This is a genomic window from Achromobacter sp. UBA2119 (assembly GCF_002331005.1).
In the GTDB taxonomy this organism is placed as follows: domain Bacteria; phylum Pseudomonadota; class Gammaproteobacteria; order Burkholderiales; family Burkholderiaceae_B; genus Achromobacter; species Achromobacter animicus.
In genome coordinates this window covers 1-20,843 of the sequence record NZ_DCYD01000012.1, presented here as the reverse complement: position 1 = coordinate 20,843, position 20,843 = coordinate 1, and the positions used below count along the sequence as shown (strand labels likewise).

Annotated in this window: 18 protein-coding genes; 8 read left to right on the top strand and 10 right to left on the bottom strand. The window is 65.6% G+C overall.

Annotated features, from left to right (window positions below; translation table 11 throughout):
• Window position 1: 1 nt before the first annotated feature.
• Both B3098_RS11275 and B3098_RS11270 read right to left on the bottom strand, forming a co-directional pair.
• Complete coding sequence (locus B3098_RS11275; protein WP_286896117.1) at window positions 2-1,117, bottom strand: porin; 1,116 nt, start codon at window positions 1,115-1,117, stop codon at window positions 2-4.
• Window positions 1,099-2,262 (bottom strand): DUF1624 domain-containing protein, encoded by a 1,164-nt coding sequence (locus B3098_RS11270; RefSeq protein WP_286896116.1) that lies wholly within the window; start codon window positions 2,260-2,262, stop codon window positions 1,099-1,101. The genes B3098_RS11275 and B3098_RS11270 overlap by 19 nt, the downstream gene beginning before the upstream one ends.
• 244 nt (window positions 2,263-2,506) lie before the next feature.
• Between B3098_RS11270 and B3098_RS11265 the strand changes: the two genes are divergently transcribed.
• Window positions 2,507-4,837: a TonB-dependent receptor gene (locus tag B3098_RS11265; protein ID WP_286896114.1), complete on the top strand. Its 2,331-nt coding sequence runs from the start codon at window positions 2,507-2,509 to the stop codon at window positions 4,835-4,837.
• Here B3098_RS11265 and B3098_RS11260 read toward each other — a convergent pair.
• Both B3098_RS11260 and B3098_RS11255 read right to left on the bottom strand, forming a co-directional pair.
• Window positions 4,834-6,135 (bottom strand): sensor histidine kinase, encoded by a 1,302-nt coding sequence (locus tag B3098_RS11260; protein ID WP_286896111.1) that lies wholly within the window; start codon window positions 6,133-6,135, stop codon window positions 4,834-4,836. The two genes, B3098_RS11265 and B3098_RS11260, sit on opposite strands and share 4 nt — an antisense overlap.
• On the bottom strand, window positions 6,128-6,811 hold the full coding sequence (locus B3098_RS11255; RefSeq protein WP_175136440.1) for a response regulator transcription factor: 684 nt from the start codon (window positions 6,809-6,811) through the stop codon (window positions 6,128-6,130). The genes B3098_RS11260 and B3098_RS11255 overlap by 8 nt, the downstream gene beginning before the upstream one ends.
• A 196-nt stretch (window positions 6,812-7,007) precedes the next feature.
• On the opposite strand from B3098_RS11255, the gene B3098_RS11250 reads away from it, so the two are divergent.
• From B3098_RS11250 to B3098_RS11230, 5 genes are all read left to right on the top strand, one after another.
• Window positions 7,008-8,135, top strand: coding sequence for an ABC transporter substrate-binding protein (locus B3098_RS11250; protein WP_286896107.1), 1,128 nt, complete (start codon window positions 7,008-7,010; stop codon window positions 8,133-8,135).
• Window positions 8,136-8,141: 6 nt separating this feature from the next.
• A complete protein-coding gene (locus tag B3098_RS11245) occupies window positions 8,142-9,224 on the top strand; it encodes a FecCD family ABC transporter permease (RefSeq protein ID WP_286896104.1) in 1,083 nt (360 codons plus the stop codon).
• Window positions 9,225-9,254: 30 nt separating this feature from the next.
• Window positions 9,255-9,707: an azurin gene (gene azu / locus B3098_RS11240; RefSeq protein WP_286896100.1), complete on the top strand. Its 453-nt coding sequence runs from the start codon at window positions 9,255-9,257 to the stop codon at window positions 9,705-9,707.
• A gap of 2 nt (window positions 9,708-9,709) precedes the next feature.
• Window positions 9,710-10,501: an ABC transporter ATP-binding protein gene (locus B3098_RS11235; RefSeq protein WP_286896098.1), complete on the top strand. Its 792-nt coding sequence runs from the start codon at window positions 9,710-9,712 to the stop codon at window positions 10,499-10,501.
• Window positions 10,502-10,687: 186 nt separating this feature from the next.
• Window positions 10,688-11,632: a hypothetical protein gene (locus B3098_RS11230; RefSeq protein WP_286896095.1), complete on the top strand. Its 945-nt coding sequence runs from the start codon at window positions 10,688-10,690 to the stop codon at window positions 11,630-11,632.
• Window positions 11,633-11,729: 97 nt separating this feature from the next.
• Here B3098_RS11230 and ilvA read toward each other — a convergent pair whose 3' ends face one another.
• Window positions 11,730-13,301: a threonine ammonia-lyase, biosynthetic gene (gene ilvA / locus B3098_RS11225; RefSeq protein ID WP_286896093.1), complete on the bottom strand. Its 1,572-nt coding sequence runs from the start codon at window positions 13,299-13,301 to the stop codon at window positions 11,730-11,732.
• Between the two features lie 553 nt (window positions 13,302-13,854).
• On the opposite strand from ilvA, the gene B3098_RS11220 reads away from it, so the two are divergent.
• On the top strand, window positions 13,855-16,083 hold the full coding sequence (locus B3098_RS11220; RefSeq protein ID WP_175136433.1) for an NADP-dependent isocitrate dehydrogenase: 2,229 nt from the start codon (window positions 13,855-13,857) through the stop codon (window positions 16,081-16,083).
• Window positions 16,084-16,331: 248 nt separating this feature from the next.
• Window positions 16,332-16,481, top strand: a complete 150-nt coding sequence (locus B3098_RS11215) for a hypothetical protein (RefSeq protein ID WP_279971038.1) — start codon at window positions 16,332-16,334, stop codon at window positions 16,479-16,481.
• 72 nt (window positions 16,482-16,553) lie between these two features.
• Here the strand turns inward: B3098_RS11215 and B3098_RS11210 are convergent, their stop codons facing one another.
• The 5 genes from B3098_RS11210 to B3098_RS11190 form a co-directional block, all read right to left on the bottom strand.
• The gene (locus B3098_RS11210) at window positions 16,554-17,366 is read right to left on the bottom strand and encodes an ABC transporter permease (RefSeq protein ID WP_279971039.1); all 813 of its coding nucleotides are present in this window, start codon (window positions 17,364-17,366) and stop codon (window positions 16,554-16,556) included.
• Window positions 17,357-18,001: an ABC transporter ATP-binding protein gene (locus B3098_RS11205; RefSeq protein WP_286896086.1), complete on the bottom strand. Its 645-nt coding sequence runs from the start codon at window positions 17,999-18,001 to the stop codon at window positions 17,357-17,359. The genes B3098_RS11210 and B3098_RS11205 overlap by 10 nt, the downstream gene beginning before the upstream one ends.
• A 65-nt stretch (window positions 18,002-18,066) precedes the next feature.
• Window positions 18,067-18,819: an amino acid ABC transporter ATP-binding protein gene (locus B3098_RS11200; RefSeq protein ID WP_175121977.1), complete on the bottom strand. Its 753-nt coding sequence runs from the start codon at window positions 18,817-18,819 to the stop codon at window positions 18,067-18,069.
• 31 nt (window positions 18,820-18,850) lie between these two features.
• A complete protein-coding gene (locus B3098_RS11195; protein WP_286896083.1) occupies window positions 18,851-19,504 on the bottom strand; it encodes an amino acid ABC transporter permease in 654 nt (217 codons plus the stop codon).
• A gap of 130 nt (window positions 19,505-19,634) precedes the next feature.
• A complete protein-coding gene (locus tag B3098_RS11190) occupies window positions 19,635-20,426 on the bottom strand; it encodes an amino acid ABC transporter substrate-binding protein (RefSeq protein ID WP_056561484.1) in 792 nt (263 codons plus the stop codon).
• Between the last annotated feature and the right edge of the window lie 417 nt (window positions 20,427-20,843).

Genomic DNA, 20,843 nt, shown 5'->3' with positions numbered 1-20,843 from the left:
GTCAGAAGCGGTGGCGCATGCCGACCGCGTACTGGGACTGATGCCAAGACGGATCGTCCCAGGCGCCCCGCATATAGCCGTAGATGGCGTACACGTTGGTGCGCTTGGACAGGTCATACACGTAGCCTGCCGAATTGATCTGCTGGGAATGCGTGGCGCCATCGCGCTCGAGCGCCCCACCGCCCGGCAGGCTGCCCTGCCACGACGCCATCACGGTGCTCGCGCCCGTGCGCCAGGCCGCGCCCGCCATCACGCCGTGCACCGTGCTGCCCGGAAAGTACACCCGCTGCCCGGGTGACGGCACCGCCGGAATGGTCGAGCCATTGCGCATCACCGACCAGCCGGCATAGAGCGTGAACGCGTCCACCGTCGCGCGGCCCGCCAGCGTGTACGCATATGGCTGGCGGTCGGCCCCGGCGTTCGCCATGGCGGCCGATTGCACCGTCCCGTCCGCCCAGCTCGCGCCTTCGTAGGTGGCGGCAATCGAATAGCCCGGCTGGTCAAACACAACGGCGGCGCTGTACAGCTTGTTGGTGGACGCGGTCTTGAATCCGCCGCCGCCGTCGTAATCCATGCTGGCATCCACACCCGCACGCAGGCCGCCCACGGATGGACTCCAATACGACACCGTGTTGTCGGCGCGATTGGCGTTGTACGGCAGCAGCGCGGTCTGCGCGCCGGTGATCAGGTACGACGCCAGGAACGCATCGTAGTCCGCCAGCGTGGCGGACGAGACCGAGGTCTGCCGCCCCAGCCGCAGATCGCCGAAACCGCCCGACACGCCCACCCACGCCGCGCGGCCGAACAGGCGTCTGCCTTGCGCCGAGTTGCCGTTGTTGGCCAGAAAGCCGCTTTCCAGCTGGAAGTTCGCGCGCAGGCCGTTGCCCAGGTCTTCGCTGCCGCGCAGCCCCCAGCGCGAGCCGGACTGAACGCCCGACTGCATGTTGATGGCCGTGCCGCGTTCCTGCGTGGAAAAGCCCGCGATGCTCAGGTCCACGACGCCATACAGCGTCACCGCATTCTGCTGCGCGTCAGCCGCCCATGGCGCCATCAATGCCGCGACGCCCACGGCAAACTTGCGTGCTGCCATCGCCCGCGTCACAGGTACTTGAGCCACGCGATATCGCGGCGCGCGGCCTTCAGGCGTCCGAACCAGCGCACGGGCCAGAACAGCGCCACGGCCAGCAGGATCGAAATCACCCACACCGACGCCATGCCATCAACGCCGAAGTATTTGCCCTGGTTCAGGCCCCAGATCGCTTCGCCGCCCAGGTACAGCGCCTTCAAGACATACAGGTGCAGCAGATAGAAGAACATGGGCGCCGCGCCAAACACGCACAACGCGCGGACCCAGGCCGCCGATTGCGCGCGTTCAATCAGGACCAGCAAGCACAGTCCCAATCCCAGCGTCAGCAGCAGGAACATCAGCGACGGCGGGTATTTGGTGATGTTCACAAAGCTCATGATGGTATGGAGCGTGTCATCCTGCACTGCCCACTTCTGCGATTGGCCGTAGCCATTGAGCGCACGCAGGACCACAAAGCCCGCCACCGCCGCCAGCCCGGCCGTCCACAAACGGCGCTGGCGCTCGGTGGCGTCCGAACCCGGCCGGAACCACGGGCCGGCCGCATACCCCAGCGCAATCACGCCGATCCACGGCAGCAACGGGTACGACGTGCGCAAGCGCAATGTGTCGCTAACTTCAATCCAGCCGCGATCATGCAGCACCGCCCACGGCACGTGCATCGCGTGGCCGGCAGCAAAGTGCACGGCATCCAGCGCGTTGTGGCCAGCGACCAGCACCACGCCCACGACGACCAGCGCCCAGCGCGGCAACCACAGCAAGGCCGCCAGCGACAGCATGGACAGGCCGATCACCCAGATCACCTGCAGGTACACGACGGACGGCGGAAACTGGAAGGTCCACGCGAAGTTCACGACGATGACTTCGAGCGCGATCAAGAATGCGCCCCGCTTCGCCAGAAACGCCGCCGTGGCGCTGCGGTCACCCGCCTTCGCGCCATACAGCCAGGCCGACAGGCCCGTCAAAAACACGAACACCGGCGCGCACACATGCGCCAGCAGGCGCGAGAAAAACAGGTCCGGCGGCGTGGCGGACACGTCCATCGGGTCGCCGACCTGGTGATGCAGGAAAAAGGTTTCGCGCACGTGGTCGAGCAGCATGATGACGATGACCAGGCCGCGCAGCGCGTCGATGGACCGCAGCCGGGTGGCGGCGGGAGGGGAAATGAGAGAAGCCATGGAGGAATGCGGGAGATGCTTGAAATGCTGGTGGCACGCCGGGCGGCGCGCCTCGCGAAAAAAGCCAGAATAGTAATGTAATAACATTACTATTCTAAGACAAATCGACGCGCTCGCACCCCACCCGACGGTTGGCCAACCTGCACGATCGTCCGTGCGGCCGCCGTTCCAGCGTCTTAACAGGATCTTGAGACAAGCCTCCCTAGAATCCGGAACGATTCTCATTGAGGCACTCAAGATCGCCATGGCGCAACAACAAAAAGCACCCTCCCAGGGCCCATTCGCCCTCAAAACCTTGGGCATGGCGCTGGGCGCCGCCGCCTCCACGCAGGCCCACGGCCAGACGCCCCCCGCGGACAACGCCGTACTGCTGGCGCCCGTCACCGTGCAGGCCGATGCCCCGCCCTTCAAGGCGGATCGCGTGCAGTCCGGCAAGTTCACCGAGCCGCTGCTCGACACCCCGCAAAGCATCACCGTCGTGCCGCGCGCGGTGCTCGAAGAACAGCAGGCCAAGAGCCTGCAGGATGTGCTGCGCAACGTGCCGGGCATCACGTTCAGTTCGGGCGAAGGCAACCTCGGCTGGGGCGACATGTTCACGATCCGCGGGTTTTCCGCGGAGCAAAGCATTACCGTGGACGGCATCCGCGATGCGGGCCTGTCCAGCCGCACTGACATCTTCAACCTGGAACAGGCCGAGGTCTTCAAGGGCACGGGCTCCATCGAATCCGGCATCTCGGCCGTCGGCGGGAGCGTCAACCTGGCCAGCAAGGAAGCGCGACTCGGCTCGATCTACAAGCTGTCCGGCGGACTGGGCACGGATCATTACCGGCGCATCACCGCGGACCTGAACCAGGAACTGTCTGACAGCGCCGCCCTGCGCGTCAACCTCATGCGCCATCACAACGGCGTGGCCGAGCGCGACGTGACGGAGTTTGACCGGTCTGGCGTCGCGGCCTCGCTGGCAATGGGCCTGGGTTCGCCCACTCGCGTCACGGTGAGCTACCTGCATCAGGAAGACGACAACATCCCCGACGGCGGCGTGCCGATCCAGCGCGGCACGGGCGGCAGGCGCATGCCCAACGTGGCACGCAATGCCTGGTACGGCGACCCCGGCCTGTACACGGAGCAGACCCGCACCGATCAGGCAACGATGAAGGTCGAGCATGACTTCACCCGTGCGGCGCGCGTGACCAACATCAGCCGTTGGCAGCAGACCGACCGCATCGGCGTGCTGGCCCCCGCGCGCTTCAATTCCACGTCGCGCACGTCGTACGGCTATGTGGGCGCCGGCCCGTTGGTGCAGAGCGCGGACGGCATTGCCTCGTACAGCGGTTTCACGCCGCTGCGCGATCCCTCGCCCTACGCCCAGTTGCGCGGCAACGACTTCGGCACGTCCAAGCGCTACACCATCCTGGCCAACCAGACCAACCTGAACCTCGACTTCCATACCGGCGGCATCAAGCATGCCGTGGTGACGGGCGTGGAGTTCTACAAGGAAACCTACGGCGACCATGCGCGCACGATCCGCGCCCCGTCCGTGAATCCCGTGCTCGACCTGCGCAACACCGGCGGCGTGGACATGGGCGGCGTGGATACGCTGAAGGGCGATTCGGGAAACAAGGCCGAAGTCTTCAATGCCGGCCTGTACGCCGCGGACACCGTGACCTTCAACCCGCAATGGATGCTGCAAGGCGCCTTGCGTTACGACCGCTACCGCGTCACGCAAACGGCGGGCGCCGCCACGCAACGGGTCACCGACGGCGCCTTCAGCGGCCGCGTCGGCCTGACGTACAAGCCCGTGGAGAACGGCAGCGTCTACGTGTCATACAGCCAGGCCGCGCAACCGTCGGCGATGGGCGCATCCACCAACAACAACATCTACGGCGCCACCGGTTCCGACACCTACAAGCCGGCCCTTGCCCGCACGTGGGAACTGGGCACGAAGTGGGACGTGGCGGGCGGTGACCTGTCGTTGACGGGCGCCATCTTCCGCACGGAACTGACGGACTCATGGGAATACGGCGACGACGCCACCGACGTCGTGCGCGCCCTGCCCGCCAAGCGCGTGGACGGCATCGAGCTGGGCTTGTCGGGCAACATCACGCCGCGCTGGTCCGCCTTTGCCGGCGTCAGCGCCATGAAGAGCCGCATCACCAAAGGCGCGAACCAGGGCGAAGAAGCCAAGAACGTGCCGGACATGACGTTCAACCTGTGGGCCACCTATGCGGCCACGGAAGACCTATCGCTGAGCTATGGCGCGCAGTACGTGGGCAAGCGGCGCTACACGGACAACAAGTACGTCGGCGGCAAGAACAACAACAGTTCCACCGTATCCGGTCCGTACGGCACGCATCCGGTCTGGGTCCGCGACAACGAGAAGGCGCCGTCCTACTGGCTGCATTCCGTGGCGGCGCGCTACCGGTTGGACAAGAACGTGACGCTGGGGGTGAACGTGGACAACCTGTTCAACAAGTTCTATTACAGCCGCATCGGGGCCTCGCTGGATGGCTTCCAGCTGTACGGGGTGCCGGGCGCGGGACGCACGGCATTGTTCACGGCCGACGTCGCGTTCTAACCCGCAGGGGCCGGCGCGGGGCCGGCCAGGTCCACCCGGAACTGGCTGCCCTGCCCGGGGCGCGACTGAAGCGACACGCGCCAGCCCTGGTGCTCGCAGATGCGCTGGACCAGCGACAAGCCCAGCCCCAGATTGCCGTCATCCGGCTGATCGCCACGTACGAAGGGGTTGAAGATGGAAGCCTGCCGTTCCACCGGAATGCCGGGACCGTTGTCGTTCACCTGAACGTAATCGGGTCCTGCCGTGACGACGATGCTGGCCTGCGGACCAGCGTACTGAAGCGAATTGCGGATCAGGTTGGACAGCACCGCGCGCAGCAGCGGCGCGGGAAACAGCAAGGCCGCTTCCGGCGCACCCGATGCGTTCAGCGTCAACTGCATGCCGCGCCGCTGCGCCACCGGCGACCAGGCGGCCAACTGACCGCGCGCGGTGTCCGTGGCGCTTTCGCGCGGAAACAGGCCGGCCGCGTCGCCGCCGCGCGCCAGCATCAGGTAGGTGTCCAGCCGCTCGCCCATGTCGGACGCCGCCGCCTCGATGCGGGCAAGACGCGCCTGTCCCGCCGCGTCCAGCGTCTGTTCCTCGCGCAGCAGTTCGCAGGAACTGGAGATCACCATCAGCGGCGTACGCAACTCGTGCCCCACGTCGGCCGTGAAGAGCTGCTCGCGCCTGAGCGCCTGTTCGAGCTGGTTGTAGGTCGAGTCGAAGGCCGCCGCAAGCTGGCCGATCTCGTCCGGCGGATAATCTTCGGCCAGCCGGGTCTGCGGCGGCTGCGCGCCGCGCGCATTGACCTGGGCGGCCAGCCGCGCGAGCGGACGCAGCAGGCGCCGCGTGGCCAGGATGCCCAGGACGAATGCCAACGCCAGGCTGGCCGCCAGTCCCGTCACTGCGGTCCAGTGCGACGCCGACTGGTTCTGCTCGTATTCGGTGTAGTCGCGCAGCAGCATGTAGCGCTGGCCCTCGAAGTCGTCGACCATCACATGCCACACACGATCGTTGCGCTCGATCTTGTGAAAGCCCGGTTTCAGCGGCCGCAGCCAATCGGGAAACGCCCTGCTTCCCGGATCGCCGTGAAAGAAGCGGTTGGGCCGGCCCGGGTCGATGCCCGCCAGGAAATCGCCTCGCACCCGCTCCACCGCCATGCCCATGTCGATGCGCTGAAGATGCGCCTCCAGCTTGCCGACGCTCCACACCGACAACCAGGTCAGCAGGCCCGCCACCAGCAGCGCCAGCGCGACATAGGTCAATACGAGATGGCGCGCCAGCCCGCGCCGCGCCGCGCGTTTGCCCTGGTTAACCATCGTTCGCGGCCCGCAGCTGGTAGCCGATGCCGTGCACCGTGTGCAGCAGCGGCGTGTCGTAGGGCTTGTCGACCACGTGGCGGATCTGGTGGATGTGGGTGCGCAGGCTATCGCTGTCAGGCGGCGAGTCGCGCCACAACGCCTCTTCCAGCCGGGCGCGATGCACCACCGACGGACTGGCGCGCATCAGCAGGGTCAGCAGTTGCAGCGGAGACGGCGGCAGGCGCAGCGGCTGGCCCGCGCGCGCTAGCGCCAAGGTGCCGGTGTCCAGCGTCAGGTCGCCCACGCGCAGCACGCGGGCCGCGCCCGCCCCGCTGGCCCGATGCAGCAGCGCCTTGACCCGCGCGGCCAGCTCGGCTAACGCAAAGGGCTTGACCAGGTAATCGTCAGCGCCCGCGTCAAAGCCGGTCAGCCGGTTGTCCAGCGTATCGCGGGCCGTGACCATGATGACGGGGGTGTTGCACGCGGCCTCGGTGCGCAGCCGGCGGCACAGCTCGTAGCCGTCCAGCCGCGGCAGCATCAGATCCAGCACGATCAGGTCGAACTCGCCGGAGGCCGCCATCGCGTAGCCGCGCTGGCCGTCCTCGGCGCAATCGACGATGTAGCCGCGCCGCGTCAGGTGATGGGTGATGTTGGCAAGAATGTCGGGGTCGTCTTCGATGACGAGAACGCGCATGGCGGGACCGCTCGGCGAATAACAATCAATCTCACATTGTAGGGGCGAGGCCAGGCGCGCGGCGGCGTTGCGGCGCCATTGCCACAGCCGCTGCGCGTCTTAACGAATTCTTGAGGAGGGTTGGCGGACACTGCCCGGCGATAAGAATGGTTCGCGTTACCTGCACCCCGCGGCCGACGCCCCTGAAGGATTCGCCATGCGTTCGATTGCCCTTTTCCGTGCGGCCGTGACCGCCGCCGCCCTGATCTGCGCCCTGCCCGGCGCCCATGCCCGCGAGGTCACCGACCTGGCCGGCCGCGTCGTGACAGTGCCCGACCACCCGAAACGCATTCTGCTGGGCGAAGGCCGCTTCGCGTTTGCGATGGCGCTGCTGGACCGGCACGATCCCGTGGCGCGTGTAGTCGGCTGGCAGGGAGAGCTGAAGCAACAGGATCCCTACTCCTGGAACCAGCTCGTCAAACGCTTTCCCAAGGCGGCCGACGTACCCCTGATCGGCAAGACGTCGGAAGCCAGCGTCAGTCCCGAAAAGATCGTCTCGCTGCGGCCCGACGTGGCGATTTTCAGCGTCAGCGGCCACGGCCCGGGCCGCAACAATCCGATGATCCCGGCGTTGCAGGAAGCCGGCATCCCGATCGTCTTCATCGACTTCCGCCAGCACCCCGTGCGCAACACGGTGCCCAGCATGCGCATCCTGGGCCAAGCGCTGGATCGCGAAGCCGAGGCGGAAAGCTACATCGCCTTCTATGAAGACCGCCTGGCCCGCGTGCGCAAGGTCGTGGAACCGGTGCCGCCCGCGCAGCGGCCGCGCGTCTTCGTGGAGATGCTGGCGGGCGTGTGGCCGGCCTGCTGCCACACCACCGGCAACGGCAGCTTCGGCGACCTGCTGGGAGCCGCGGGCGGCGTCAATGTCGCGGCCCCCGTGCTGCCCGGCGCGATCGGCGACGTGAGCCTGGAGTTCGTCATCGACGCCAAGCCGGATGTCTACATCGCCACCGGAAGCCGTTCCGAACCCGGCCGTCCGGGCCTCTTGGCCGGTCCCGGCGCCGATCCAAAGGTATCCGCCGACAGCCTGGCCACGCTGCTGGACCGCGACGGCATCCGCGATCTGGGCGCCGTCAAGCAGCATCGCGCCTACGGCATCTGGCACGCGTTCTACAACTCGCCCTATAACGTTGCCGCCATCGAGGCAATGGCGAAATGGCTGTATCCCGAACGCGCCGCCGCGCTGGATCCGCAAGGCACGCTGGACGCGCTGTACGGCCAGTTCCTGGATCTGGACAACGCGGGCGCCTTCTGGACGTCTCCGGCCGCACCTGCAAAGTAGTCCGCCATGACCGGATTCGCCCCCGCCGCCGCATCGCCCGCGGCGTCAGTGCCTGACGATCCCATCGCCGCGTACCGGCGCGCGGTGCGCAAGCGCCTGCTGCTGACCGTTGTACTGGTGCTGGCCATCGTGGCCAGCCTGCTGGCCGACATCGCCAGCGGACCGGCTTCGCTGTCCCTGCCCGAGCTGCTGCGCACGCTGCTGCACCCCGAGGTGTCAGACACCGGTACGCGCGTCATCGTCTGGCAGTTCCGCTTGCCCTATGCGCTGATGGCGTCGCTGGTCGGCGTGGCGCTGGGCCTGGGCGGCGCCGAGATGCAGACCATGCTGGACAACCCGCTCGCCAGCCCCTACACCCTGGGCGTCTCGGCCGCAGCGGCGTTCGGCGCGTCGCTTGCCATTACGTTGGACTGGCATCTGCCCGCGCTGCCGGCCGGCATGACGGTTTCCGTATCGGCTTTCGCCTGCACCCTGCTGTCCGTGCTGGTGCTGGAACGCGTGGCGCGCTGGCGCGGCGGCTCGACGCTGGGCGTAGTGCTGTTCGGCATCGCACTGGTGTATTCGTTCCAGGCGCTGGTGATGCTGCTGCAGTTCGTCGCCAGCGAGGAGGCCCTGCAAGGCATCGTCTTCTGGACGATGGGCAGCCTGGCGCGCGCCAACTGGACCACCGTCGGCGTCATGGCCGCGGCGCTGGTCCTGGCCATTCCGTTCTCCATGCGAGACGCCTGGAAGCTCACCGCCGTGCGGCTTGGCGAGGAACGCGCGGCCAGCTTCGGCATCGACGTCAAGCGGCTGCGGCTTGTCAGCCTGCTGCGCGTGAGCGCGCTGGCCGCGCTTGCCGTGTCGTTCGTCGGCACGATCGGCTTCGTCGGCCTGGTCGCGCCGCACATCGCCCGCCTGCTCTTGGGCGAAGACCACCGCTACTACCTGCCGGGCAGCGCGCTGGCCGGCGCGCTGATCCTGTCGCTGGCGTCCGTGGCGTCCAAGACCGTGCTGCCCGGCGCGCTCATCCCGGTCGGCATCGTGACCTCGTTGGTCGGCATTCCCTTCTTTCTCACCATCGTCGTGCGCGCCCTCAAGCGCGCCTGACGGCATCAACCGCAACAAGGAGACACCCCGATGAAATTCCGCCTGACGCTGACGCTCGCGGCCCTGATGATCGCCGGCACGGCCCACGCCGACCCCGCTTGCTCGATCGACGTCGAAGGCCGTCCCGGCAAGCAATTCGGCCCGGACCACATCGTCGTGCCCGCGACCTGCCAGGACTTCACCGTTCGCCTGATCCACACGGGCAAGAACAGCAAGGAAAAGGCGGGCCACAACTGGGTGCTGACCAAGACGGAAGACATCGATGCCGTGATGGTCGACGGCATCAAGGCCGGCGCCAGCAGCGACTTCCTGGCGCCGGGCGACGCCCGCATCCTTGCCAAGACGCCCATGCTGGGCGGCGGCGAAACGGCCACCGTCACCTTCCCCGTCAGCCGCCTGCGCGCGGGCCAGTCGTACACCTACTACTGCTCGTTCCCGGCGCACGGGCAGCACATGCGCGGCACGCTGGTGCTGCAACCCTGACGATGACGCAGCTACGCATCCAGGCCCTGTCCGCCGGCTATGGCGGGCGGCCGGTGCTGCGCAACGCCAGCGCCGGCCCCATGCCCGAAGGCGCCGTCACCGCGCTGCTGGGGCCGAACGGCAGCGGGAAATCGACGCTGCTCAAGACGCTGGCCGGTTTGCACCCGGTAATGCAAGGCGCGATCTGGCTGGACGGCGAGGACCTGGCCAACGCCAGCCCGGCCCGCCGTGCCGAATGCGCGATGTACATGCCACAGGCCCTGCCGAAGCGCGTGCACATGACCGTCTTCGAATCCGTGCTGGTAGCGGCGCGATCCGGCCGGCATGGGCAGCCGGGCCATGCGCTGATGGAAGACGCGATGGCGGTCATCACCGAGCTGGGCATCGCGCCGCTTGCCAGCCGCCACCTGGACGAACTGTCCGGCGGGCAGAAGCAGCTGGCCTCGCTGGCGCAGGCACTGGTGCGGCGTCCGCGTCTGCTGCTGCTTGATGAACCCTTGTCGGCGTTGGACCTGAACTATCAATTCCACGTCATGGACGTGCTGCGCCGCCAGACGCGGCTGCACCGCCTGATCACGTTGGTGGTGCTGCATGACCTGAACATCGCGCTGCGTCACGCTGACCACGCGCTGCTGCTGCACGCTGGCGCGATCGAAGCCGAGGGGCTGCCGGGCGATGTGGTGACGCCCGATACGCTGCGCCGCGTATACCGCGTGCGGGCGCGCGTCGAGCATTGTCCGCAAGGCCAGGCGCAGATCCACGTGGATGGGCTGGCTGATCGCTCAGCCTCCTGAGTGTCTGACGCCCGTCTCAGCATCGTAGGTGTCTGACACCCCTGCCGCAGCCCCGCAGGGTGCAGACCATCTCACACGGGTGTCAGACACCGGGCGAACGCGCACCGGCCTTCATCATCAATGTCAGACACCCAGCGTAAACACACCGGTATATAGTCACCCCTTGTGCCATTCAGGGAGTCCGTCGTGCCCAGCCGCCGCGCCCTCGCGTTTCTGCTCAGCCTGTTCGCCGCGCCCTCCGGCGCCGCCGTGGTCTACGACAATCACGGCCTCGTCGTCGACGTGGCGACCGGCAGCCGCAGCGACTGGAACACCGGTCAGCGCCAGACCACGCGCGCCACCACCATCACCTTCCAGGGCAAGACCCTGTGCGGCACCGACGTCGGCGCGCTGCTCTATCCCGGCAGCAATGCGCGGCACGCTCGTGCTTTCTTCTGCTCCGGCCCGGTCGCCGTCCTGGACACCGACGCAATACTGGCGTTCTTCACCAGTTCCAGCGCCGGCACCGTGCTCGCGCATCTGCAGGTCGTCAACGGCTCATTACGTGTGCAGCGCCTGCCGCTGTCCGACAAGCCGGACCGCGACAGCATCCACGGCACGCGGTTCGAGGACGCGCGCCTGCCTGGCTGGACGCGCGTGGACTCGGCCTGGAACGAAACCGTGATGATTCGCCATGCACCGCTCAAGGCGCTGAACCTCGGCCCAGGGAAACTGCTGGATGTCTCCGGCGACGTGGCCTATCTGGCGATTCCACCAGGCCGGAAGGTCGTCGTGCTGCAGCCGGCCACCCGCGTGAAAGACGCGCACGGCGACCTGCAATACGTGCCCGAAGTCACCAAGTTTGTGGACGCCCCGCTGGCGTTTAGAGCGGTCCGCCTGAGCGATGGCCGCGAGCTGGCGCGGCTGGACTTCGAGGACACGTGCGTGGGTCTGCCTGCCCTGCAGTTCGAACGGCCCGACATAAAGGCCGCGTTCAGCGCGTCGCCGGCCATCGCGTTCAACGATGTACCGGCGTGGCGCGCTAGCGCACTGGAACTGACCCAAACGCAGGGCCGCGCGGCGCTGCGCTTGAAGCCGGGCGTGCAATTGCCGCGCAAGCCGGGCTGCAAAGGTGGCGAAACGTCCAGTTAGACGTCGGGTTAGAAGCCCAGCTAGCACCAGGGTACACAGCGGGTTGGTCGCCCGCTTGGAAGCCCGGTATAGTCCCGCTGCTCGGCCAGCCAAACGTTCAAATCAGAAACTGCCGATAAGCCTCGTTATCCGTTTCCTCGGCGTGCGCATACCCAAGCTGCCGCAAGAACCCATCCAGCGCCGCATCATCGGCCACCGGCGCCTGAATGCCCACCAGCGCCGAGCTGAAGTCAGTGCCTTGATTGCGGTAATGGAACAGGCTGATGTTCCAGTTGGGCGCCATCGCCGACAGGAACTTCATCAGCGCGCCCGGCCGCTCCGGAAACTCAAAGCGGAAAAGGCGCTCGCCACCAGCCAGCGGTGAACGTCCCCCAACCATGTAGCGGATGTGCTGCTTGGACACCTCGTTATTCGTCAGGTCGGAGGCCGAGAATCCCTCTGCCTGCAGCGCGGCCAGGATTTCGGCGGCTTCACCGCGCCGCGCAATCTGCACGCTAACGAAGATGCGGGCTGTGCGCGCATCGGCAATGCGGTAATTGAACTCCGTCACGCTGCGCTGCCCAATCACCCGGCAGAACCGGCGGAAGCTGCCGCGCTCTTCGGGGATGGTGACCGCGAACACCGCCTCGCGCGCCTCGCCCACTTCGGCTCGGTCCGCCACAAAGCGCATGCGGTCAAAATTCATGTTCGCGCCCGACGTGATCGCCACCAGCGACTGCCCGCGCGCGCCTTCGCGCTCCACGTACTTCTTCAACCCCGCCACCGCCAACGCACCCGCGGGTTCCAGCACGCTGCGCGTATCCAGAAACACATCCTTGATCGCCGCGCAGACCGCATCCGTGTCCACCAGAATGACCTCGTCCAGATACTCGCGGCACAGACGGAAGGTTTCCTCGCCCACCAGCTTGACGGCCGTCCCGTCCGAAAACAGGCCGACATCGGCCAGGATGACCCGCTCGCCCACGCGCAGCGATTGCGCCATCGCGCAGGAATCCTCGGTCTGCACGCCGATGACCTTCACGCCGGGATGCACCGCCTTTACATAGGTCGACACGCCCGCCGCCAGACTGCCGCCGCCGATCGGCACGAAAATCGCGTGCAGCGGCTCGGGATGCTGGCGCAGGATCTCCATGCCCACCGTGCCCTGCCCCGCGATGACATAGGGATCGTCGAACGCGGGCACGAACGTCAGGCCCTGCTCCTGCGCCAGCGTCTGCGCATGCGCATAAGCGTCGTTGTACGAATCGCCGGCCTGCACCACCGTCACGGTCGGGCCACCGTGCGCGCGCACCGCGTCCACTTTCACCTGCGGCGCCGTCTGCGGCACGACGATGATGGCCCGCACACCCAGCTTGGCCGCCGAAATCGCAACGCCCTGCGCATGGTTGCCCGCCGACGCCGTGATGACTCCGCGCTCCAGCGCGGCGCGCGGCGTGTTGCGCATCTTGTTGTAGGCGCCGCGCACCTTGAACGAGAACACCGGCTGGTTGTCTTCTCGCTTGAAATGAACGGTGTTGCCCAGCCGGGCGGACAGCCCACGCGCCAGATCCAGCTCGGTTTCACGGGCAATGTCGTATACCCGGGCGGTCAGGATCTGCCGCAAGTACTCCATCGGCGTGGCGGCGCCGGCCTGGAATGCCGAGGGTGCGAGGGAGGATGAATCGGACATGGTTTCTCTGCTTTGAGTTGCTTGCCCGGCAGAGGCGGCCACAAAAAACCCGCCTCGTGGGGCGGGTGGCTTGTGACTGTTGCGGTCGCGCGCTAACCCACCATTCCAGGAATGATGGTAATAATCAGCGAAATGCGGACGGCGCGGAAATTCATGGGGCGTACTTTCCTCCTATCGCCCGGCTTTGTCAAACGACGATTGCGGAAGCTTTGAAGCCAAATTCCACCCAGCCATGCAATGCGTCCCCCAAAAACTGTCATAAGCATATTGCGTCGCCATCAAGAAACAGAACCATTTCCCGGCGCCATGCGTAGCACGGTATTACAATGGAAGGTTCGTGGCGGTCGCACCTTCCAAGGCGGACCCGGATACGGCTCATTTATCGGCCGGCCGGTCCAGCCAAACAATAGGACGGGCGGCAGTCATGTTGGTGGGACGGCTTGCCTGCGCGTCCCGCCATACGAACCCACTCTCGACAACATCTACCGGCGTACGCCGCATAGCATGTTCGGGTTTGCGCGTTAATCGCCTGAGCCGAACAGATTCAAGGATCATGTCTCTTACTCCGAAGATTATCTATACCCTCACCGACGAAGCTCCGGCACTGGCAACCCGTTCGCTGCTGCCCATCGTCCAGGCATTCGCCAAACCCGCAGGCATTACGGTCGAGACCCGCGACATTTCGCTGGCAGGCCGCATCATCGCCCTGTTCCCGGATTACCTCGACGACAGCCAGAAGCTGTCCGACGCCCTGGCTGAGCTGGGCGCCCTCGCGGTCAAGCCCGAAGCCAACATCATCAAGCTGCCCAACATCAGCGCCTCGATGCCCCAACTGAAGGCGGCCATCAAGGAACTGCAAGACCAAGGCTACAAGCTGCCGGACTACCCGGACGCCCCCGCCAACGACACCGAGCGCGACGTCAAGGCCCGCTACGACAAGGTCAAGGGCAGCGCCGTCAACCCGGTCCTGCGCGAAGGCAACTCCGACCGCCGCGCCCCGCTGTCGGTCAAGAACTACGCCCGCAAGCACCCGCACAAAATGGGCGCCTGGACGTCCGACTCCAAGTCGCACGTTGCCCACATGAGCGAAGGCGACTTCTACGGCACCGAAAAGTCGGCCCTCATCGCCGATGCCGGCGACGTCAAGATCGAACTGACCGCCGCTGACGGCACCAAGACCGTCCTGAAGGAAAAGACCCCGGTCAAGGCCGGCGAGATCATCGACGCCGCCGTGCTGTCGACCGCCAAGCTCAAGTCCTTCCTGCAGGCCCAGATCGACGATGCGCGCGCCAACGGCGTGCTGTTCTCGGTCCACCTGAAGGCCACCATGATGAAGGTCTCCGACCCCGTCATTTTCGGCCACGTGGTCTCCGTGTTCTACAAGGACGTCCTGGCCAAGCACGCCGACGCCCTCAAGCAGGCCGGTTTCGACCCCAACAACGGCATTGGCGACCTGTACGCCAAGATCCAGTCGCTGCCCGCTGACCAGCAGGCCGCGATCACCGCCGACATCGACGCCGCCTACAAGACGCTGCCGCAACTGGCCATGGTGAATTCCGACAAGGGCATCACCAACCTGCACGTGCCCAGCGACGTCATCGTCGACGCGTCCATGCCCGCCATGATCCGCGACTCCGGCAAGATGTGGAACGCCGAAGGCAAGCTGCAGGACACCAAGGCCGTCATCCCGGACCGCAGCTACGCCGGCGTCTACCAGGCCGTCATCGACGACTGCAAGCGCAACGGCGCCTTCAATCCGGTCACGATGGGCAGCGTGCCCAACGTCGGCCTGATGGCCCAGGCTGCTGAAGAATACGGTTCGCACAACAAGACCTTCGTCATCCCGGCTGCCGGCACCGTGCGTGTCACCGACGCTGCTGGCGCCGTGCTGCTGGAACAGGCCGTCGAAGCCGGCGACCTCTGGCGCATGTGCCAGACCAAGGACGCCGCGATCCAGGACTGGGTCAAGCTGGCCGTCACCCGCGCCCGCGCCACCAAGACGCCCGCCGTCTTCTGGCTGGACGAAAAGCGCGCCCACGACGCCCAGGTCATCGCCAAGGTCAAGCAGTACCTCAAGGACCACGACACCAGCGGCCTGGACCTGCGCATCCTCGACCCCGTCGAAGCCACCAAGTTCTCGGTCAAGCGCATCCGCGAAGGCCTGGACACCATCTCGGTCACCGGCAACGTGCTGCGCGACTACCTGACCGACCTGTTCCCCATCATGGAACTGGGCACCAGCGCCAAGATGCTGTCGATCGTCCCGCTGGTCGCCGGCGGCGGCCTGTTTGAAACGGGCGCGGGCGGTTCGGCCCCCAAGCACGTGCAACAGTTCCTGGAAGAAGGCTTCCTGCGCTGGGATTCGCTGGGCGAATTCATGGCGCTGGCCGAGTCCCTCGACCACCTGGGCCGCACGTACAAGAACCCCACCGCCCAGATCTTGGCCAAGACGCTGGATCAGGCCACGGCCAAGTTCCTGGACGAAAACAAGTCGCCCGAGCGCAAGGTCGGCGGCCTGGACAACCGCGGCAGCCATTTCTACCTGGCGATGTACTGGGCCCAAGCCCTGGCCGCCCAGACCGAAGACCGCGCCCTGGCCGCCCAGTTCGCCCCCGCCGCGATCGCTTTCTCCGAAGGCGAGAACAAGATCCTGGACGAACTTAAGGCAGCCCAAGGCAAGCCCGTGGACATCGGCGGCTACTACCAGCCGAACGAAGCCAAGGCCAGCCAGGCCATGCGCCCCAGCGCCACGCTGAACAAGGTGCTGGCCTCGATCGGCTAAGCCCCCTGCCCTTGCTGGCTGGCGTTAGCTGGCTGGCGGGCATGTCAAAAACCGGCAGTCCCGTTAGGGCTGCCGGTTTTTTTTGGCGGTTTGCGGTTGCCAAAATCCGACTTCCTTACCGCCCTCCGGCCGAACTACTTTTGCCCCTCCGAGCGTATCCTCTAGGCTGCAGCCGCACAAAAAGCCACTGCGACGACATACCTGCGTCAATGACGTTGCAACCCGGCGAACTACCCAAGAGGTGGAATATGACCAAACTCATTGAATCTTTGCGCGACGATCTCACGGCGCTTTACCGGGTCGGGTCGATAGACAAAGTCACGATGCGCGACTTTGACGCACTCTGTGCGGCGCCCGATCGGTCCAGCTTTGAAACTCCTGAGCATCCAGGCGGGTAAAGGTCTGCAAGCCATCGGGCAAGGTGTCTGACACCGTCTGGGTAGATCCAGGGACCTTACTCGGAAGTCACCTTACCGTTTCGCAACAGCTCCCGGCATCAGCCTGTCCAGCCGCAGCCTCCCCCGCTCATCCGTCAGACGGCGCATCGCGCCATAAGCTGCACCCATCGCCGCCATGCCGCTCGCGCCGCACAGCAGAAACATCAACAAGATCTGATACTTGGCCGCGTCCACCGGATCCATGCCCGCAATGATCTGCCCGGTCATGATGCCCGGCAACGTGATGATCCCGGCCGCCGACATCTGGTTGATGCTGGGCACGATGCCACGCCGAACCGATTCGCGCAGCAAGGCCGAAAACGCCTGATGCACGGTCGCGCCCAGCGCCAGGCGCGCTTCGATGCCCAGCCTTTCGCGGCGCACGCCCGACAGCATTCCGTCCAATGCCAGACTGGCCGCATTCAAGACGCTGCCCAGCACGATGCCAACCAGTGCAATCGTGTACCGCGGATCAAACCAAGGGTCCGGGCGCAGGGCCGTGTTCAAAATGAACATCGCAGTGACGAGCGTGGTGCTTACCACCGCCAACGTCCCGACCCAACCATTGCCATGCCCGGTCAAACGCGCCTTGGGTCGGGCCGCGACCTCGCGTGCGGCCAGCGCCATCATCACCGCCACCACCAGCGCCGTCAGCCACGGCGCGGCATGGGCGAACACAATGCGCAGGATCTGACCCACCAGCAGCAACTGCACTACCGTGCGCACCGCCGCCCACAGCACCTGCCGTTGCAGATTCAGGCGCAGCGCAAAGGAAATGCCGGCGCTCAGCAGCACCAGCAGCGACGCGATCACCAGATCCAGCGCCTGCAACTTGATCACGTCCATAGCGGCTCCAAGTGGCCTTGCGTCATCCGCCAACGCCGGCGCGCCAGGCGCTCGGCCTGTTCCGGGCTATGCGTAACCAGCAGAATGGCAGCGCCGGCAGCCAGGACGCGTGACAGTTCCGCCTCGACTAACGCTGTCGCCTCCTGATCCAGCGCGGCGGTCGGCTCATCCAGCAGCAGCACGCGCGGATTCTGCATCAGCGCGCGCACGAGGCCCATCCGCTGACGCTCGCCCGTCGACAACTCATGAACCAGCGCGTCGAACTTGGCCTCGGCCAATCCCAGCCGCGCCATGATGGCGATCGCGCCAGCGCGGTCCGCGTAGTGCGCAGACACATGGTCGTCCCACCAACCGGCCTCGGCCTGGCAATACACCACCAGACGCCGCCATTCGAAACCGCGCATGGCCGACCGGCGGCGCCCATCGAGTTCCGCTTCACCATGCCCGGGATCCAGATCCGCAATCTGCCGCAACAACAGCGACTTGCCCGATCCCGACGCGCCCACCACAGCCGCGCACTCACCCGCGGTCAGATCCAGACTCACGGGGGCCAGGCGCTCGCTGTACAGGCCTCGAAGCCTGAGCAGCGGCGGGGCGTCAGAAACAGCTAGTGGGGAAACCGGCGCGGATTGCATGGGTAGGCATCATATAGAAAAGCCCGCGGCAAGGCGGGCTTCACGGTATGCGGCGGCGGCTCGGATCAGAGCATATGCGCCAGGAACTCACGGCTGCGCGCATGCTGAGGCGCGGCAAAGAACTCGGCGGACGGCGCTTCCTCGACGATGCGGCCATCGTCCATGAAAATGACCCGGTGCGCCACTTCACGCGCAAACCCCATTTCATGCGTCACGACCAGCATCGTCATGCGCTCGTCAGCCAGCTGCTTCATGGTGCGCAGCACTTCGCCGGTCAGCTCCGGGTCCAGCGCCGACGTCGGCTCGTCAAACAGCATGATGTCCGGCTCCATCGCCAGCGCCCGCGCAATCGCTACACGCTGCTTCTGGCCGCCTGACAGACGCGTCGGATAGTTGTCACGCTTGTTCGACAGACCCACTTTGCGCAGCAGCTCTTCCGCCTTCGGCACGATCTCCGCGCGCGACATACCCTTCACGGTAATGGGCGCTTCGATGATGTTCTGCAGCACCGTCATGTGCGGGAACAGATTGAACGACTGAAACACCATGCCCATCTTGCGGCAGATGCGCCGCACGTCGCCGTCGCTTGCGTACTGGCTGCGGCCACCCGGTACGGACGCAGCCATCGTCTCGCCTTCGATCTGGATGCTGCCTTCGTCGATGGTCTCAAGATGATTCAAGCAGCGCAAAAACGTGCTTTTGCCAGACCCCGACGGGCCGATCACCGCCACGACTTCGCCCTGCTCCAGGTTCAGCGACACGTTGTCGAGCACGCGATTGGAACCGAACGATTTGACGATATTGCGGGCTTCGATCATGACCGGACGCTGGCTAAGCCCGGCCGGGGAATTATTGGTCATATTTTGCATAGCGCTTTTCCATGTGCTGGAAGAACCACGTCAGGAGCAGCGTCATCAACAGATAGAAGGCAGCGGCGACGAGGAACGGCGTGGTCGTGAAATCGCGCTGCACGATGCCCCGCGCCGTGCGCAGGATGTCGTTCAGCGCCAGCACGTAAATCAGCGAAGTATCCTTGACCAACGTAATGGTCTCGTTGCTCATGGGCGGCAACACGCGCTGCACCATCTGCGGCAGCACGATGCGGCGCAGGGTCTGCAGGTACGTCATGCCCAGCACCTTGCTGCCCTCGTACTGCCCCCGATCCACCGACTGGATACCGGCGCGGAAGATCTCGGCAAAATACGCCGCATAGTTCAGCGCAAACGCCACCACCGCCGCCGGAAAATCCGGCAGCCGGATGCCGATCACCGGCACGAACGGCAGCGCGAAGTAGATGAACAGCATCTGAAGCATCAACGGCGTGCCGCGCATCAGCCAGATATAGCCATTGACCGCGCGGCTCAGCAGCGGCCACTTCGAGATGCGAGCCAGGGCCAGCACCAGCCCCAACGGCACCGCCAGCGCCAGCGTGATGAAAAACAGCGTCAAGGTCACTTTCGCGCCTTCCGCCAAGGGCCCCAGAAGGGCGAGTACGTAGTCCATGCAGTGGGTTCGCGCCGCGAGGGCAAGAGAGAATCATGGGCAAGCCCGCCTGGCCTTGCGGCGCTGCGGCGGGCTGCGAACTGCAACGTCAAAAACGCCCCGGCCGGTTAGACCGCGGGCGCCCTTGCGCTTACTTGATGATGTTGGCGCCGAACCACTGGGTGGCGATGCGGCCGGCGGTGCCGTCCTGCTTCATCGAATCCAGCGTCTTATCCAGCTTGGCCAGCAACTCGGTGTCGTCCTTACGCACGCCGACGCCGTAATCTTCCGTACCGAAGTTCTCTTCAAGCACACGGTACTCGCCCGCACGCTTGCTGATCAGGTAACGGCCAACCACTTCATCCACCACGATGGCGTCCAGACGGCCAGCAGCCAGATCCATCAGCGCGGTGACGTTGTCGCCGAACTTCTTCACTTCCTTGATCTGCGCGGCAACCGGATCCTTGGCGATGGCGTCGGTGGCACTGCTGCCGTCCTGCGCGCCGATGACCTTGCCGGCCAGATCATTCTTGACCTTCACCGGCGACGTGTTGCCCACGATGATGATCTGGTGGTTGGCCATGTACGGCGCGGTGAAGCTGATGTTCTTCTTGCGCTCTTCGGTAATGGTCAGACCGTTCCACAGCACGTCGACGCGCTTGCCGTTCAATTCGGCTTCCTTGGCGCTCCAGTCGATCGGCTTAAATTCCACTTCAATGCCCAGACGCTTGCTGGCTTCCTTGGCCATGTCGATGTCAAAACCGACGATCTGGTTGCTGGCGTCGCGGAATCCCATCGGGGGGAAGTTGTCGTCCAGGCCAACGACGACCTTCTTGGGCGTGGCCGGCGCTTGGGCGCCAGCGGCAGGCGCGTTGTCGCTGGGACCGCAGGCCGTGAGCAGAGCGGTGGCGGACACAAGAAGTACAGCAGTCAGTTTTTTCATCGTTGTGAGGGCGCGAGGCGCAGGATTGAAGAAAGCCGGGAAAGCGGGCGGTATGCCGCGAGGCGGTATTTTAGCGTTGTTGGGGGGATTTGCTGGCGGGGGCAGGAATGGCAGTCTTGAGCCTCGAGGACCGCCGGACCGTATCGCTGGCCTTGGACCGTCTAAATGGCGACGGGATTGGCCTTAGAGGTGGCACGACCAGCGGCTTAGACTTTGCGTCTGGTGACTTTCCGCGACTTGCAGGCGTCCCCGAATGCCCCCGGCTACATCATGATGGAACTCAGGCGCGGTATTAGCAATGACCGCCATCGGTCGAGGCTGTGTGGAAACGCGTTTCGTCCTAACACCCACAGCGCAATAGCCTGGTCCGCATCACCTTGGGCGGTCTTCACTTCGATTTTTCGAAGCGGGGCTCAC

Coding starts and splice junctions, on each gene's coding strand:
- B3098_RS11270 (WP_286896116.1), bottom strand. CDS start 2,262: ATGGCTTCTCTCATTTCCCCTCCCGCCGCCACCCGGCTGCGGTCCATC.
- B3098_RS11265 (WP_286896114.1), top strand. CDS start 2,507: ATGGCGCAACAACAAAAAGCACCCTCCCAGGGCCCATTCGCCCTCAAA.
- B3098_RS11260 (WP_286896111.1), bottom strand. CDS start 6,135: ATGGTTAACCAGGGCAAACGCGCGGCGCGGCGCGGGCTGGCGCGCCAT.
- B3098_RS11255 (WP_175136440.1), bottom strand. CDS start 6,811: ATGCGCGTTCTCGTCATCGAAGACGACCCCGACATTCTTGCCAACATC.
- B3098_RS11250 (WP_286896107.1), top strand. CDS start 7,008: ATGCGTTCGATTGCCCTTTTCCGTGCGGCCGTGACCGCCGCCGCCCTG.
- B3098_RS11245 (WP_286896104.1), top strand. CDS start 8,142: ATGACCGGATTCGCCCCCGCCGCCGCATCGCCCGCGGCGTCAGTGCCT.
- azu (WP_286896100.1), top strand. CDS start 9,255: ATGAAATTCCGCCTGACGCTGACGCTCGCGGCCCTGATGATCGCCGGC.
- B3098_RS11235 (WP_286896098.1), top strand. CDS start 9,710: ATGACGCAGCTACGCATCCAGGCCCTGTCCGCCGGCTATGGCGGGCGG.
- ilvA (WP_286896093.1), bottom strand. CDS start 13,301: ATGTCCGATTCATCCTCCCTCGCACCCTCGGCATTCCAGGCCGGCGCC.
- B3098_RS11220 (WP_175136433.1), top strand. CDS start 13,855: ATGTCTCTTACTCCGAAGATTATCTATACCCTCACCGACGAAGCTCCG.
- B3098_RS11215 (WP_279971038.1), top strand. CDS start 16,332: ATGACCAAACTCATTGAATCTTTGCGCGACGATCTCACGGCGCTTTAC.
- B3098_RS11210 (WP_279971039.1), bottom strand. CDS start 17,366: ATGGACGTGATCAAGTTGCAGGCGCTGGATCTGGTGATCGCGTCGCTG.
- B3098_RS11205 (WP_286896086.1), bottom strand. CDS start 18,001: ATGCAATCCGCGCCGGTTTCCCCACTAGCTGTTTCTGACGCCCCGCCG.
- B3098_RS11200 (WP_175121977.1), bottom strand. CDS start 18,819: ATGATCGAAGCCCGCAATATCGTCAAATCGTTCGGTTCCAATCGCGTG.
- B3098_RS11195 (WP_286896083.1), bottom strand. CDS start 19,504: ATGGACTACGTACTCGCCCTTCTGGGGCCCTTGGCGGAAGGCGCGAAA.
- B3098_RS11190 (WP_056561484.1), bottom strand. CDS start 20,426: ATGAAAAAACTGACTGCTGTACTTCTTGTGTCCGCCACCGCTCTGCTC.